This is a genomic window from Sinorhizobium sp. BJ1 (assembly GCF_002531555.1).
Classification (GTDB): Bacteria; Pseudomonadota; Alphaproteobacteria; order Rhizobiales; family Rhizobiaceae; genus Sinorhizobium; species Sinorhizobium fredii_B.
On the sequence record NZ_NWTH01000005.1, the window covers coordinates 359,018 to 372,646 of the forward strand.

12 protein-coding genes are annotated in these 13,629 nt (G+C 62.1%); 5 read left to right on the plus strand and 7 right to left on the minus strand.

Annotation, left to right across the window (positions count from 1 at the left end; genetic code table 11):
- Positions 1-42 precede the first annotated feature (42 nt).
- Genes CO676_RS10200 through coaD form a run of 3 tightly spaced genes read right to left on the minus strand, consistent with a single transcriptional unit; the run spans position 43 to position 1,666 of the window.
- Positions 43-552: a peptidylprolyl isomerase gene (locus CO676_RS10200; RefSeq protein ID WP_014764693.1), complete on the minus strand. Its 510-nt coding sequence runs from the start codon at positions 550-552 to the stop codon at positions 43-45.
- Positions 553-574: 22 nt separating this feature from the next.
- Positions 575-1,147, minus strand: coding sequence for a peptidylprolyl isomerase (locus CO676_RS10205; RefSeq protein ID WP_097520685.1), 573 nt, complete (start codon positions 1,145-1,147; stop codon positions 575-577).
- 24 nt (positions 1,148-1,171) lie between these two features.
- Complete coding sequence (gene coaD, locus CO676_RS10210) at positions 1,172-1,666, minus strand: pantetheine-phosphate adenylyltransferase (RefSeq protein WP_041414434.1); 495 nt, start codon at positions 1,664-1,666, stop codon at positions 1,172-1,174.
- 227 nt (positions 1,667-1,893) lie between these two features.
- Here coaD and CO676_RS36760 point away from each other — a divergent pair, with 227 nt between their 5' ends.
- A complete protein-coding gene (locus tag CO676_RS36760) occupies positions 1,894-2,025 on the plus strand; it encodes a hypothetical protein (protein ID WP_280952024.1) in 132 nt (43 codons plus the stop codon).
- Positions 2,026-2,218: 193 nt separating this feature from the next.
- Here the strand turns inward: CO676_RS36760 and CO676_RS10215 are convergent, their stop codons facing one another.
- From CO676_RS10215 to CO676_RS10225, 3 genes are all read right to left on the minus strand, one after another.
- Entirely contained in the window at positions 2,219-3,619 is a 1,401-nt protein-coding gene (locus tag CO676_RS10215) for an MATE family efflux transporter (RefSeq protein WP_097520686.1), read from the minus strand.
- 135 nt (positions 3,620-3,754) lie between these two features.
- Positions 3,755-5,056, minus strand: a complete 1,302-nt coding sequence (locus tag CO676_RS10220) for a TCR/Tet family MFS transporter (RefSeq protein WP_097520688.1) — start codon at positions 5,054-5,056, stop codon at positions 3,755-3,757.
- Between the two features lie 162 nt (positions 5,057-5,218).
- Complete coding sequence (locus CO676_RS10225) at positions 5,219-6,127, minus strand: LysR family transcriptional regulator (RefSeq protein WP_097520690.1); 909 nt, start codon at positions 6,125-6,127, stop codon at positions 5,219-5,221.
- A 115-nt stretch (positions 6,128-6,242) separates the two neighbouring features.
- Between CO676_RS10225 and CO676_RS10230 the strand changes: the two genes are divergently transcribed.
- Positions 6,243-7,241, plus strand: a complete 999-nt coding sequence (locus CO676_RS10230) for an aldo/keto reductase (RefSeq protein ID WP_097520692.1) — start codon at positions 6,243-6,245, stop codon at positions 7,239-7,241.
- 38 nt (positions 7,242-7,279) lie between these two features.
- Here the strand turns inward: CO676_RS10230 and CO676_RS10235 are convergent, their stop codons facing one another.
- Positions 7,280-8,215, minus strand: a complete 936-nt coding sequence (locus tag CO676_RS10235; protein WP_097520694.1) for a neutral zinc metallopeptidase — start codon at positions 8,213-8,215, stop codon at positions 7,280-7,282.
- Between the two features lie 215 nt (positions 8,216-8,430).
- On the opposite strand from CO676_RS10235, the gene CO676_RS10240 reads away from it, so the two are divergent.
- The 3 genes from CO676_RS10240 (at position 8,431) to CO676_RS10250 (ending at position 13,629) form a co-directional block, all read left to right on the plus strand.
- Complete coding sequence (locus CO676_RS10240; protein WP_097520697.1) at positions 8,431-9,456, plus strand: zinc-dependent alcohol dehydrogenase family protein; 1,026 nt, start codon at positions 8,431-8,433, stop codon at positions 9,454-9,456.
- Positions 9,457-9,675: 219 nt separating this feature from the next.
- Positions 9,676-13,167: a carbamoyl-phosphate synthase large subunit gene (carB, locus tag CO676_RS10245; protein ID WP_097520699.1), complete on the plus strand. Its 3,492-nt coding sequence runs from the start codon at positions 9,676-9,678 to the stop codon at positions 13,165-13,167.
- Positions 13,168-13,341: 174 nt separating this feature from the next.
- Entirely contained in the window at positions 13,342-13,629 is a 288-nt protein-coding gene (locus CO676_RS10250) for a hypothetical protein (protein ID WP_097520701.1), read from the plus strand.

The following is a 13,629-nucleotide window of genomic DNA, read 5'->3' on the forward strand; positions in this document are numbered from 1 at the left end:
CAAAACCGCTGCACACTTTTGGGCGACATGCATTGGCGCAAATCAGGCGTCGGCGGCAACCCGCATGGACACGATCGAGTCGGGATCGCGCACCGGCTCGCCGCGCTTGATCTGGTCGATGTTTTCCATGCCTTCGATGACTTGGCCCCAGACGGAATACTGCTTGTTGAGCCAGGGAGCGTCGGTAAAGCAGATGAAGAACTGGGAGTTTGCCGAATTCGGCATCTGGCTGCGTGCCATCGAGCAGGTGCCGCGCACATGGGCGACCTCGGAGAACTCGGCCTTGAGGTCCGGCTTGGAGGAACCGCCCATGCCGGCGCGCGCCGGGTCGAAGTGCTCGCCGCCGGACTTGCCGTACTGCACGTCGCCGGTCTGGGCCATGAAGTCCTCGATCACGCGATGGAAGACGACGCCGTCATAGGCGCCCTCGCGTGACAGCTCCTTGATGCGGGCGACATGGCCGGGAGCCACGTCCGGCCGAAGCTCGATCACCACCCTGCCCTTGGTGGTTTCCATGATGATCGTGTTTTCCGGATCCTTGATCTCGGCCATGGTTTTTCTCCTTCTGCTGAGCTTACTTGCCGACCTTGACGCTGATCATGCGGTCAGGGTCGGTGACGGCGCCGTTGTTGGCTTCGTCGCCAAGCTTGATCTTGTCGACATTTTCCATGCCTTCGACGACTTTGCCGACGACCGTGTATTGTCCGTTGAGGAAGTCGCCAGGAGCGAACATGATGAAGAACTGTGAGTTGGCGCTGTTCGGGTCCTGCGAGCGTGCCATGCCGATGGTGCCGCGCTCGAAGGGAACATCCGAGAACTCGGCCGGCAAATCCGGCTTCGAGGAGCCGCCCGTGCCGGCAAGCTCCGGCTGAAAGCCGTCTTTCATGTCGCCGTACTGCACGTCGCCGGTCTGTGCCATGAAGCCCTTGATGACCCGATGGAAGGCGACATTGTCGTATTCGCCCGCGGTTGCCAGGGCCTTGATCTGCTCAACGTGCTTCGGCGCGATGTCCGGGCGCAGCTCGATGGCGACGGGGCCGTCCTTGAGCTCGATCGTCAGGATGTTGTCGCTCGACTGCGCTTGCGCGCCTCCCGTGAAGGTGGCGAGCGCCAGGGCGCCTGCAAAAGCGAATTGGAGGATTTTCATGCGTTCTCCTTGCGTGGTGGAAGCTCAGGCCCTGTGCTTCGCCTGCAGCGCCTGAAAGACCGCCCTGGGAACAAAGGCGCTGACGTCGCCGCCCATGGCTGCGATCTGCCGGACCAATGTGGCCGTAATGGGCCGGGATGCGGTCCCCGCGGGCAGAAACAGGGTCTGGATATCCGGGGCCATTTGTCGATTCATGCCGGCCATCTGCATCTCGTAATCGAGATCCGTACCGTCCCGCAAGCCGCGCACAAGGAGGCCTGCACCATGCTGACGGGCCGCATCCACGACCAGATTGTCGAAGGAGACGACGGCAATGTCCCCTGCCCTTTCCGGCAGGAATTCGCTCAGCGACCGGCGGATCAGGTCTGCCCGCTCGTCGAACGAAAAAAGCGGCGCCTTCCCGGGATGAATGCCGATCGCGACGGTCACTTTCGACGCTACGTTGAGCGCCTGAACGAGCACATCAAGATGACCATTTGTCATCGGATCGAAGGAGCCGGGATAGAAAGCCGTGGTCATCGCGCCTGTTTCCGTTTGGTGAAGCCTTTTGTCACGGACGGCGCTCGTCCGCAAGGGTGGGGCGATCCCCCTAGCCCTGTTCCACCGGAAACAGCAGCGACGGGAGAATGAATGCTAGATGAAGGGCAACGTTCAAGATGGTTTCACACCGGAAGTTGTAGCGTGAAACAACAAGTGAACGGAACTTTTCATAGGGCGTGCCGTTTAGCAGCTGAAAGGAGACGGACATGGGACTTGCTCTGTTTTCGATGGCGATGTTTTTCGCGATGATTTTCGCGACGATCCATGCGCTTCGTGACGAGGCCCGTGACCGTGTGACGGTCCTGTCGGCAGCAAGGGATGGGCTGAGGAGAAAATGACGGCGACCGTGCTTAGGTCGCTGTGGCTGTGAGATGAATGCCTCCAGAAACTTCTGCCAGGAAGTTTCGCAACAAGCGGTCTCATTTCTTCCCCTGGTGGGGCCGCTCATTACAAGCCGGACGGCATCCCCTGCGCGTCCGGCTTTCCTTTTTCTGCGAACCCTGTTCGCATATTCTTGCGATCGCCGTGCACTCAAATAGCAGTCGGAGCGCGCATCGAATGAATGAGGCGGAAGAAGCGCCAGTTGAGCAGCACGGCCGCCGCCGCCAGCCCTAGCACGAAGCCGAACCAGACGCCGACGCCGCCGAACTTCAGCGGAAAGGCAAAGGCCCAGGCGCAGACGAAGCCGATTGGCCAATAGGAAATCATCGCCAGGATCATCGGGACGGTCGTATCCTTTAGTCCGCGCAGCATGCCGGCGGCGAGCGCCTGAAGCCCGTCGACCAGCTGGAACGCACCCGCAATGACGATCAGCGGGCCGGCGAAGGCTAGTACTTCGGCAGCATCGGGCCGGCTCGTGTCGAGATAGAGCGTCGCAAGCTGGTACGGAAGCAGGGCGAAGATCGTACTGCCGATGGCCGCGAACCCGGAGCCGAGGGCAAGAACGGCAATGGCGGCGCGCCGGACGCCGATGAGATCGCCGCTGCCATAGGCGAGACCCACTCGCACGGTGCCCGCTTGGGCGAGTCCGAGCGGAATCATGAAGGCGATCGACGCGAACTGGAGCGCAATGCCGTGCGCGGCGAGCTCGATCGTGCCGATCGTCCCCATGAGCAGCGAAGCGACGGTGAAGAGGCTCACTTCCGCGAGAATCGTCACCGAAATCGGCACACCGAGATAGATGACCTCTCGGAAAGCCGGCCAGTCCGGACGCCAGAAGCGCACGAACAGCTCGTACCGATCGAGTTCAGGCTGGCTGCGTATGTAGCCGATCGTCAGCGCTGCGCCAAGCAGTGCCACGCCGAGAGCCGCGACCGCAGCGCCGAAAATGCCAAGCGCCGGAAAGCCGAAATGGCCATAGATCAGCAGGTAGCAGAGCACGGCGTTGAGAACCAAGGTCGCGAGCGTCACATAGAGAATGATCCCAGCCCGCTCCAGTCCGCTCAGGAACGCCCTCAGCACCATGAAGATAAGGCTCGGAAAGATCGCCCATTGCGCGATGTGGAGATATTCCGCAGCAAGCGCCGAAACCTCCGGCTTCTGGCCGGCGAGAAGCAGGATCGGCTCGGCCATCCAGAGGATCGGCGCGGTAACGAGGCCGTAAAGCACGACCACCCACATGCCCATGCGCACGGAGCGTCGAACGGAGATCCGGTCTCCGCGCCCCTGTGCCTGCGCGACCATCGGCACCACGGCATTTGCGAAGCCGCTGCCGAAGATGAAGACGGTGAAGAAGAACTGCGTGGCAAGGATAATCGCGGCAAGCTGGACCGCTCCGAGCCTGCCGACCATCAGCACGTCGGTGGTGTTGATGGCAAGCTGTGCTAGCTGTGCACCGATGAAGGGAACGCCGAGATAGATGCTGGCGCGAAAGTGGGTGCCCCACGAATTATCGGTTTGCGCAGGGACAAACTCTTTTGTCGCGATCAGCATGGAAAAATCCTCGCTCTGCGGCGCATAGGCACAAATAAAATTCTAGGAGTAAGCCGAATTACAGCACCACCGGCACGGGCGCCAGCGACAAGGGCGGAGCTGCTTAATTTTTCATCGGTCTATCAAGAAAATTGATCAATCCGCAGGCGCTTGCGATCGCGGCGTGACCTGTTCACGCGGAGCGTCGATTGGAGTCTGCACGATATTCTGGAACGCATTGCCTCGGACGGTGCGCACCCGCAACAGGAAGACGGCCAGGCTTGCGACGATCAGGCACGCCGCCACCGCATAAGGGGCGCCGGAGAACGAATAGGCCGTTGCCGGGCCCGTGAAGACGGCAAAGATCTGCGTGAAAAGAAGCGGTCCTAGAATCGTCGTTATGCTCGAAATGCTGGTGAGAGCTCCTTGTAGTTCGCCCTGCGCCGAGGGCGGCACCTGGGCCGACGCGATGCTGCGCAAGGGCGGATCGGCGAGACTTTCGAGCGCTGTCGCGACGATCACGACATAAACCATCCAGCCCTCCCAGGCTGCGGCGTAGCCTGCCATGCCAAGCGCGGTAAAGATAAGACCAAGCGTTGCCGTTCTTCGCTCGCCAAATCTAGACACGACGCGCGGCAAGACGACCGCCATCACAACGGCGCCGCCGACGCCGAAGATGCCGAGCGACAGCCCGATCTGCCCCTCGCTCCAGCCGTAGCGGTAGGAGGAAACGAAGGACCAGACCGCCGGATAGACGGCATGGGCGAGCCAGTAGAGAAAGAAGACGAGACCCACCCAGCCAATGCCGGGATAGTTGCGCATCTGCTTCAGCGCGCCGAGCGGGTTTGCCCGGCGCCACTCGAAGCGGCGCCGATTTGCCGGATCAAGCGTCTCGGGGAGAAGGAACACGCCGATGGCGAAGTTGACAAAGGACAGGCCAGCCGCCCCATAAAAGGGAACACGCGGGCCAAGTTCGCCGAGCAAGCCGCCGATGACCGGACCGAGCGCGAAGCCCGTGCCGAAGGCGATGCCGATCAGCCCGAAGTTCCTGGCGCGGTTGCTGTCGTCGCTGACGTCGGCGATGAAGGCGGACGCCGTTCCAAAGCTCGCGCCACTGATGCCGGCAAGAATGCGGCCGACAAACAGCATCCAGTAGCTGGTTGCCAGAGCGCAGATCAGGTTGTCAATCGCGAAAGTCAGCACGGAGGCCAGCAGAATCGGCCGGCGTCCAAACCGGTCGCTCAAATTGCCGATCAGCGGGGCAAAGAGAAACTGCATCGCCGAATAGACGAGCAGCAACCAACCGCCCTCGATGGCGGCCTCGCCGACACTCGTTCCGGTCAGTTCCTGGAGATAGCTGGGCAGCACCGGCACGATGATGGCGATGCCCATGATGTCGAGAAGCAGAATCAGAAAGACAAGGAACAGGCCACGTCGCGCGAATTTCTTGTCGAGCATGAAGCTTCCTCCCCGCTGTCCGCCAAAACGGAGACAGAACATGAACGACGTCACCAAATAAGGTGTATCGCATCGCCCGGAACGAAACAATCCGAGAACATTTCAAAGGTTCTTATCGGAATGATCACATTCGTGAAGGGCTCTTCGTGCGGCGCGTGTATCTCATCGCGACAGTTGCCGCTGCCGTGCCTTCAGGAAATCGACGAAGGCGCGCAGCGGCGCCGGCATGTGCCGTCGGCTGGCGTAATAGAGGTACGGTCCGGGGAAGCTGGTCACCCAATCTTCGAGGATTGGCACTAAGCGTCCGGCATGGATTTCGGGCATTAGGAATTCTTCGAACGTCCGGATGATTCCGAGCCCGTCCACAGCCGCACTGATCTCGAGGTCGATCGCATTGGCGAGCACGGTTGCCGGCGGCGCCACGGTCATTGCGGCGTCGCCCTCACCGAATTCCCACGCTAGTGCAATGCCGTTCTGGAACCGATGGCGGATGGTGGCGTGCTCGAGGATATCGCGGGGATGCTGCGGTACTCCGTGCCGGGCAAGGTAGGCCGGTGCGGCCGCCGTGACGTAGCGCTGCACATGCGGGCCAATCGGGATCGCGATCATGTCCTTTTCGACGCGCTCCTCGTAACGCACACCGGCATCGAATCCGGCAGCCAGCACGTCGATGAATCCGTCTTCGGCGGTTACCTCCATGGCAATCGACGGGTGAGCCGCGAGAAATGGACCGACGATGGATGGCAGGATTTTACGCGCAACGATCGTCGGCACGTTCAGCCGCAAGGTTCCGGCCGGGTTGTCGCGTTCGCTCGCCACTTGGTCGAGAGCTCCGGCAATCTCGCCGAGCGCCGGCGCCAGCCGTTCGATGAGGCGTCTGCCCGCATCCGTCACGGTGACACTGCGCGTGGTGCGATTGAGCAGCCGCACCCCCAGCCTGGCTTCGAGCCGCCGCAGGGCTTCGCTGAGAGCCGACGCCGATACGCCGCGCTTCTTCGCGGCGGAACGAAAGCTGCGTTCGCGCGCCACGGCGGCGAAGGCGTCGAGATCGGCCAGGGGAAGATCGTTCATTGTGCAAAAATCCGTACAACCTGTGTGTTGAATGCCTGATTATCGCACAGATTGATCCGGGGTAAATATTGCAGCGAACGATACGGCCACAGCGGCCTCACCAAGGAGAAGTCAGATGCAGATGGTATCGCTAGGCAAGTCCGGCCCCCAAGTTTCGGCGTTTGGCCTCGGCTGCATGGGCATGTCGGGAATGTACGGTCCTGCCGATCGCGAAGAAAGCATTGCTACAATTCATGCCGCCCTCGACGCCGGCATCACGCTGCTCGACACGGGCGACTTTTACGGCATGGGGCACAACGAGATGCTGATCCGCGAGGCGCTCGAAGGCCGGCGTCGCGATCAGCTGCAACTGAGCGTCAAGTTCGGCGCGCTGCGCGATGCGGCGGGCGGCTGGTCCGGCTACGATGGACGGCCGAAGGCGGTGCGGAATTTCCTCGCCTATAGCCTTCAGCGCCTCGGCGTCGATTATATCGACATCTACCGTCCGTCCCGGCTCGACCCGGATGTGCCGATCGAAGAGACGATCGGTGCGATCGCGGATATGGTGAAGGCGGGTTACGTTCGCCATATCGGCCTGTCCGAAGTGGGAGCGGAGACGATCCGCCGCGCCGCCGCCGTCCACCCGATCAGTGACCTGCAGATCGAGTATTCGCTCATCTCACGAGGGATCGAGGACGAAATCCTGCCTGCCTGCCGCGAACTCGGGATCGGCGTCACCGCCTATGGCGTGCTTTCGCGCGGCCTGATCAGCGGTCATTGGCAAAAGGGTGCGGCCGGGAGCGGCGACTTCCGGGCCATGAGCCCGCGCTTCCAGGAAGGCAATCTCGAACAGAACCTCGCCTTGGTTGAAGCGTTACGACGCATCGCGGCTGACAAGGGCGCGACGGTGGCGCAGATCGCCATTGCCTGGGTTGCCGCTCAGGGGTGCGATATCGTGCCGCTCGTCGGCGCCCGGCGGCGTGAGCGTCTTACCGAGGCGCTCGGGTCTCAGGCGGTTCAATTGAACGCCGATGATCTCGCGGCAATCGAGCGTGCCGTTCCGAAGGGCGCTGCCGCCGGCGCGCGCTATCCCGAGGCGCAGCTTGTTCATATGGATAGTGAGCGGCAACAATGACGGAGCTCCGGACCGGATTTACCCGGTCCGGAGAGCAATCAAACCGAACCGGAGAAGGTGTCGCAATCCGACATCCTGCCACTGTCGTAACCACGCCTGAACCACTTCATCCGTTGCTCCGAGGTGCCGTGGTTGAAGCTCTCTGGCACGACATAGCCCTGCGTGCGTTTCTGCAGCGTGTCGTCACCGATCTGGGTCGCGGCATTGAGTGCCTCTTCGAGGTCGCCGCGCTCCAGCAAGCCCTTCTGTTCGGTGTATTTGCCCCAGATGCCGGCAAAGCAGTCTGCCTGCAGCTCGACGCGGATCGACATCTGGTTTGCCTCGGCCTCGCTCATGCGCTGGCGCATCTGGTTGAACTTCGGAAGGACCCCGACCAGGTTCTGCACGTGATGGCCAACCTCGTGCGCCAGAACATAGGCTTGGGCGAAGTCGCCGGCTGCATCGAACTTCTGGGCGAGTTCCTCAAAGAAGTTCATGTCGAGATAGACCTTGCGGTCACCCGGGCAATAGAACGGCCCCGAGGCAGCGGAGGCGAACCCGCAGGCCGACTGGACGGCATTGCTGAAAAGCACGAGCTTCGGTTCCTCGTATTGTTCGCCACCCGCCTGGAAGATGCCGTTCCAGGTGTCCTCCGTTTCCGCGAGTACCGTCGCCATGAAAGCCTTCATTTCCTCTTCTTCGGCCGAGCCACGCGGCGCCTGCGAGCCATCGCTCTGTTCGAAGCCCGGCATGTTCACCGGACCACCCTCGAGTATCTGGAGCATGTCGATGCCCATGGCTTTCAGGACGAAATAAAGAATGACGAGGAAGATGATCGTGCCGAAGCTCAAGCCGCCGCCGGCGCGACGCATGCCCCCGCCGGTCGGTATGCGGAACCCGCCGCCGCGTCCAAAGGGGCCGCCTCCAAGGCCGCCGGGGCTAGCGCCCCGCTGATCCTCGACGTTACTGGACTGGCGGCGGCCCTTCCATTCCATGATCTTTCCTCCGGAGACGTCGCTTCTGTCTGACGCGTTGAGTAGTTATATGCCGGCACGACAACCCATGTAAAACGCAATCGCCGCCACGCGGTTTCATCGCACCGGTCATTTTCCGCGATGCCGTGTGCCGCCGATTCGTCCTGCCAGGTAAAGGATTGACGTCTCTTCGCTTTCGCGTTCCTATGGCGCGAGGACGATCGGAGGAGCAGTGCATGAAGGCAGTGCGTCTGGAAGCGGTCGGCGACATCTCTGTTCGGCACGTCGACGTGCCCGAGCCTGGTCCCGACGATCTGCTTGTCAAAGTCGAGGCTTGCGGCATTTGCGGGACCGACCGGCATCTCCTTCATGGGGAGTTTCCCTCCACGCCTCCGGTCACCCTCGGTCACGAATTCTGCGGCATTGTCGTGAAGGCTGGGAGCGCCGTTCACGGTTTCAAGCGGGGGGCGAGGATCACCGGAGACCCCAATATCTCCTGCGGGCGCTGCCCACAGTGCCAGGCGGGCCGCGTGAATCTCTGCCGCAATCTACGCGCCATCGGCATCCATCGTGACGGCGGCTTCGCGGAGTACGTGCTGGTCCCTCAGAAGCAGGCCTTTGAAATTCCGCTTAGTCTCGATCCGGTGCACGGTGCCTTCTGCGAACCCCTCGCCTGCTGCCTGCACGGTATTTACAGCGCGGGCATCGTCGCCGGATCCTCGGTTGTCGTCCTCGGGGGCGGCGTGATTGGTCTCCTCACCGTTCAACTCGCGCGGCTGGCCGGCGCCACGACGGTCATTCTTTCGACACGCCAGGCTTCGAAGCGCCGTTTGGCGGAAGAGGTCGGGGCGACCGCAACGGTCGATCCGACGGCCGGCGACGCCATCGAGGCGATTTCAGGGCCACACGGGCTCGTTCCCGGTGGCGTGGACGTCGTGATCGAATGCGCCGGCGTGGCAGAAACGGTGAAGCAGTCGACACGTCTCGCCAAGGCAGGCGGAACGGTCGTCATCCTCGGCGTGTTGCCGCAGGGCGAAAAGGTCGAGATCGAACCTTTCGATATTCTCTTCCGTGAACTGCGCGTTCAAGGTTCCTTCATCAATCCCTTTGTGCACCGCCGCGCCGCCGACCTCGTCGCCTCGGGCGCGATCGAAATCGACCGGCTCATTTCAAGGCGCGTGACCCTCGACGCGGCCCCGGATATCATTGCCAATCCAGCCCTCCCGGGAGAGGTTAAAGTGCTGGTGATCCCGTCTTCCTAGAAGGCCGCGCACGTCAGCGAAAATCGATTGCTGACGTCCGCCTTGATCGGCGCACAAATATCTTCGCTTTATTGTCGATTCCGGAATTTTCGGGGTTCCGCTGGCACAGACATTTGCCTATAAGCCGCTTCTAGCCTGAAAACACCATTCATTGCGCACCCGGCCGGCGATCTCCCAGCTCGGCCGGTTTTTCGCGCAGCCAGAAAACGGATGAGAACCATGCCGAAGCGCCAAGATATCAAATCGATCCTCATCATCGGCGCGGGGCCGATCGTGATCGGCCAGGCATGTGAATTCGACTACTCCGGCACCCAGGCTTGCAAGGCTCTCAAAGAGGAAGGTTACCGCGTCATCCTCGTCAACTCCAACCCGGCGACGATCATGACCGATCCGGGGCTTGCGGATGCGACCTATGTCGAGCCGATCACCCCCGAGGTCGTCGCCAAGATCATCGCCAAGGAGCGCCCCGACGCTCTCCTGCCGACCATGGGCGGCCAGACGGCATTGAATACGGCGCTTTCCCTGCGGCGGATGGGCGTCCTCGATCGTTACAATGTCGAGATGATCGGCGCCAAGCCAGAGGCGATCGACAAGGCCGAAGACCGCGCCCTTTTCCGCGAGGCGATGGCCAAGATCGGGCTCGAGACGCCGAAGTCGCGGCTGGCGAACGCCACCGACATCAAGGAGCAGGACCGCAAGGCGCACGAGGCGGAGCGCGCCGCGCTCAAGGCCAAGTTCTCCGGTGCCGAACTGGACACCGCCCTCGACGATCTCGAGAACAGGTGGAATCTCGGCGAAGGCGACCGCAAGCAGCGCTACGTGAACCATGCGATGGCGATCGCCGCCCAGGCGCTCGACGATGTCGGCCTTCCGGCAATCATCCGGCCCTCCTTCACGCTCGGCGGCACGGGCGGCGGCATCGCCTACAACCGCTCGGAATTCTTCGAGATCATCGGTGGCGGTCTCGATGCCTCGCCGACGACCGAAGTCCTGATCGAGGAGTCGGTGCTCGGCTGGAAGGAGTATGAAATGGAAGTCGTCCGCGACAAGGCGGACAACTGCATCATCATCTGCTCGATCGAAAACATCGACCCGATGGGCGTCCACACGGGCGATTCCATCACCGTCGCGCCGGCGCTGACGCTGACCGACAAGGAATATCAGATCATGCGCAACGCCTCGATCGCGGTTCTGCGCGAAATCGGCGTTGAGACCGGCGGATCGAACGTGCAGTTCGCGGTCAATCCGGAAAACGGCCGCCTGGTCGTCATCGAGATGAACCCGCGCGTCTCGCGCTCGTCGGCGCTCGCCTCCAAGGCGACAGGCTTTCCGATCGCCAAGATCGCCGCCAAGCTTGCCATCGGCTATACGCTCGACGAGCTGGAGAACGACATCACCGGGGGAGCCACGCCTGCCTCCTTCGAACCGTCGATCGACTATGTCGTCACCAAGATCCCGCGCTTCGCCTTCGAGAAGTTCCCCGGCGCCGAGCCGACGCTGACCACCGCGATGAAATCGGTCGGCGAAGTGATGGCGATCGGCCGCACTTTTGCGGAATCGCTGCAGAAGGCGCTTCGCGGGCTTGAAACCGGGCTGACCGGCCTCGATGAGATCGAAGTTCCGGATTTCGACGAGAACGGTGACGGCCGCAACGCCATTCGCGCCGCGATCGGCATCCCGACCCCCGACCGCCTGCGCATGGTCGCCCAGGCGCTGCGCCTCGGCATGACCGAGGCGGAAGTGCACGAGTCCTGCAAGATCGATCCCTGGTTCATCGCCCAGTTCAAGGCGATCGTCGACATGGAGGCCCGCATCCGCGAACACGGCCTGCCGCAGGATGCCGAAAACCTCAGAATGCTGAAGGCGATGGGCTTCTCGGACGCCCGGCTTGCGACGCTGACCGGCAAGCGCCCGAAGGAAGTGGCGGAGCTGCGCAATGCGCTGAACGTCCGCCCGGTCTACAAGCGCATCGATACCTGCGCGGCGGAGTTCGCTTCGCCGACCGCCTACATGTATTCGACCTATGAAACGCCGTTCGTCGGCGCTGCCCGCTCCGAGGCACAGGTCTCCGATCGCAAGAAGGTCGTCATTCTCGGCGGCGGCCCGAACCGGATCGGCCAGGGCATCGAATTTGATTACTGCTGCTGCCACGCGGCCTTCGCCTTGAAGGACGCCGGTTATGAAGCGATCATGATCAACTGCAACCCGGAAACCGTTTCGACCGACTACGACACCTCCGACCGGCTCTATTTCGAGCCGCTGACGGCCGAAGACGTGATCGAGATCATGCGGGCCGAACAGGAAAACGGCACCTTGCACGGCGTAATCGTGCAGTTCGGCGGCCAGACGCCGCTGAAGCTTGCGGAAGCGCTGGAGAAGAACGGCATCCCGATCCTCGGCACGGCACCTGACGCGATCGATCTTGCCGAAGACCGCGACCGCTTCCAGAAGCTCTTGATGAAGCTCGACCTCAACCAGCCGCGCAACGGCATCGCCTACTCCGTCGAGCAGGCCCGTCTCGTCGCTGGCGAAATCGGCTTTCCGCTGGTCGTGCGGCCGTCTTACGTTCTCGGCGGCCGCGCCATGCAGATCATCCATTCGGAAAGCATGCTGCAGAGCTACCTGCTCGACACCGTTCCCGGACTCGTGCCGGAAGACATCAAGCAGCGCTATCCGAACGACAAGACCGGCCAGATCAACACGCTGCTCGGCAAGAACCCGCTGCTCTTCGACAGCTATCTGACGAATGCGATCGAAGTGGATGTCGATTGCTTGTGCGACGGCAAGGATGTCTTCGTTTCCGGTATCATGGAGCATATCGAGGAGGCGGGCATTCACTCTGGCGACTCGGCCTGCTCGCTGCCGGTGCACTCGCTCGACAACGACCTGGTGGACGAACTCGAGCGTCAGACGGCAGCGCTTGCCAAGGCACTGAACGTCGGCGGATTGATGAACGTGCAGTTCGCCATCAAGGACGGCACGATCTACGTGCTCGAAGTTAATCCGCGCGCCTCCCGCACGGTCCCGTTCGTCGCCAAGACGATCGGGGCGCCGATTGCGAAAATCGCCGCACGGGTGATGGCCGGGGAAACCCTGGATGACGCGATTGCCGCCTATGGGAAGAAGCCGGATCCGCGCAATCTGAAGCACATTGCCGTCAAGGAAGCCGTGTTTCCCTTCGCCCGGTTCCCCGGCGTCGACACGCTGCTCGGTCCCGAAATGCGCTCGACCGGCGAAGTGATTGGCCTCGATACCGACTATGCGCTGGCTTTCGCCAAGTCCCAGCTCGGCGCCGGCGTCGACCTGCCGCGCGACGGAACCGTCTTCGTCTCGGTGCGCGACGAGGACAAGGCACGCGTGCTGCCGGCCATCCGCGTTCTCGTGGACATCGGATTCAAGGTCATGGCAACCGGCGGCACGGCCCGGTTCCTGGCCGAGCATGGCGTTACCGCCACCAAGGTGAACAAGGTGCTCGAGGGCCGGCCGCACGTCGAAGACGCCATTCGCAACCGCCAGATCCAGCTCGTCATCAACACAACGGATGGCAACAAGGCGATCTCCGACTCGAAGTCGCTCCGCCGTGCGACCCTGATGCAGAAGGTTCCCTATTATACGACCATGGCCGGAGCCGAGGCAGCGGCACACGCCATCAAGGCGCTGAAGGCCGGGAGCCTCGAGGTGCGTCCGCTGCAGAGCTATTTCGAGACTTGACGACTGCCTGATAGCGCATCTGTTTTCCGGTGCGCCATTGCGCGTCAATTCTCGTTAGATATCTGAATGCAACCTGAACGTTTTCTTCAGGCTGCATTCGGATGCGCCGTGGTTCCATGCCACCCGTCAGCGAAGCCGCAATCATAACGGCAACGCGCGAAGCGGGGCCACGACGTGCAACTCTATTTTTTCGATCTCCGCTGGGGCGATGAACGCTTCATCGATGAGGATGGCATCGTCCATTTCGACGAGGGTTCGGCGCTTTATTACGCTCGGCGCATTGCCGACAAGATCGGCCGTGATGCGGACTATGGATCGCTGAAGGTGGAGGTACGCTCGGGCGAGGGCAAACTGCTCGCGACCGTCGCGCCATCCGAAGGCCGCGGCCACGAGCAGTTTGCCTTCATTGGCAGGCGTCGTCCAGGCGACGCCTCCCTGAGAATGCCGTCCTCTCCGCCGTGA

Excerpts from the sequence above, each read along its gene's own strand:
- CO676_RS10225 (WP_097520690.1), bottom strand. The coding sequence starts at position 6,127 with ATGAACGATCTTCCCCTGGCCGATCTCGACGCCTTCGCCGCCGTGGCG.
- CO676_RS10240 (WP_097520697.1), top strand. The coding sequence starts at position 8,431 with ATGAAGGCAGTGCGTCTGGAAGCGGTCGGCGACATCTCTGTTCGGCAC.
- CO676_RS10220 (WP_097520688.1), bottom strand. The coding sequence starts at position 5,056 with ATGCTCGACAAGAAATTCGCGCGACGTGGCCTGTTCCTTGTCTTTCTG.
- carB (WP_097520699.1), top strand. The coding sequence starts at position 9,676 with ATGCCGAAGCGCCAAGATATCAAATCGATCCTCATCATCGGCGCGGGG.
- CO676_RS36760 (WP_280952024.1), top strand. The coding sequence starts at position 1,894 with ATGGGACTTGCTCTGTTTTCGATGGCGATGTTTTTCGCGATGATTTTC.
- CO676_RS10235 (WP_097520694.1), bottom strand. The coding sequence starts at position 8,215 with ATGGAATGGAAGGGCCGCCGCCAGTCCAGTAACGTCGAGGATCAGCGG.
- CO676_RS10215 (WP_097520686.1), bottom strand. The coding sequence starts at position 3,619 with ATGCTGATCGCGACAAAAGAGTTTGTCCCTGCGCAAACCGATAATTCG.
- CO676_RS10205 (WP_097520685.1), bottom strand. The coding sequence starts at position 1,147 with ATGAAAATCCTCCAATTCGCTTTTGCAGGCGCCCTGGCGCTCGCCACC.
- CO676_RS10200 (WP_014764693.1), bottom strand. The coding sequence starts at position 552 with ATGGCCGAGATCAAGGATCCGGAAAACACGATCATCATGGAAACCACC.
- CO676_RS10230 (WP_097520692.1), top strand. The coding sequence starts at position 6,243 with ATGCAGATGGTATCGCTAGGCAAGTCCGGCCCCCAAGTTTCGGCGTTT.
- coaD (WP_041414434.1), bottom strand. The coding sequence starts at position 1,666 with ATGACCACGGCTTTCTATCCCGGCTCCTTCGATCCGATGACAAATGGT.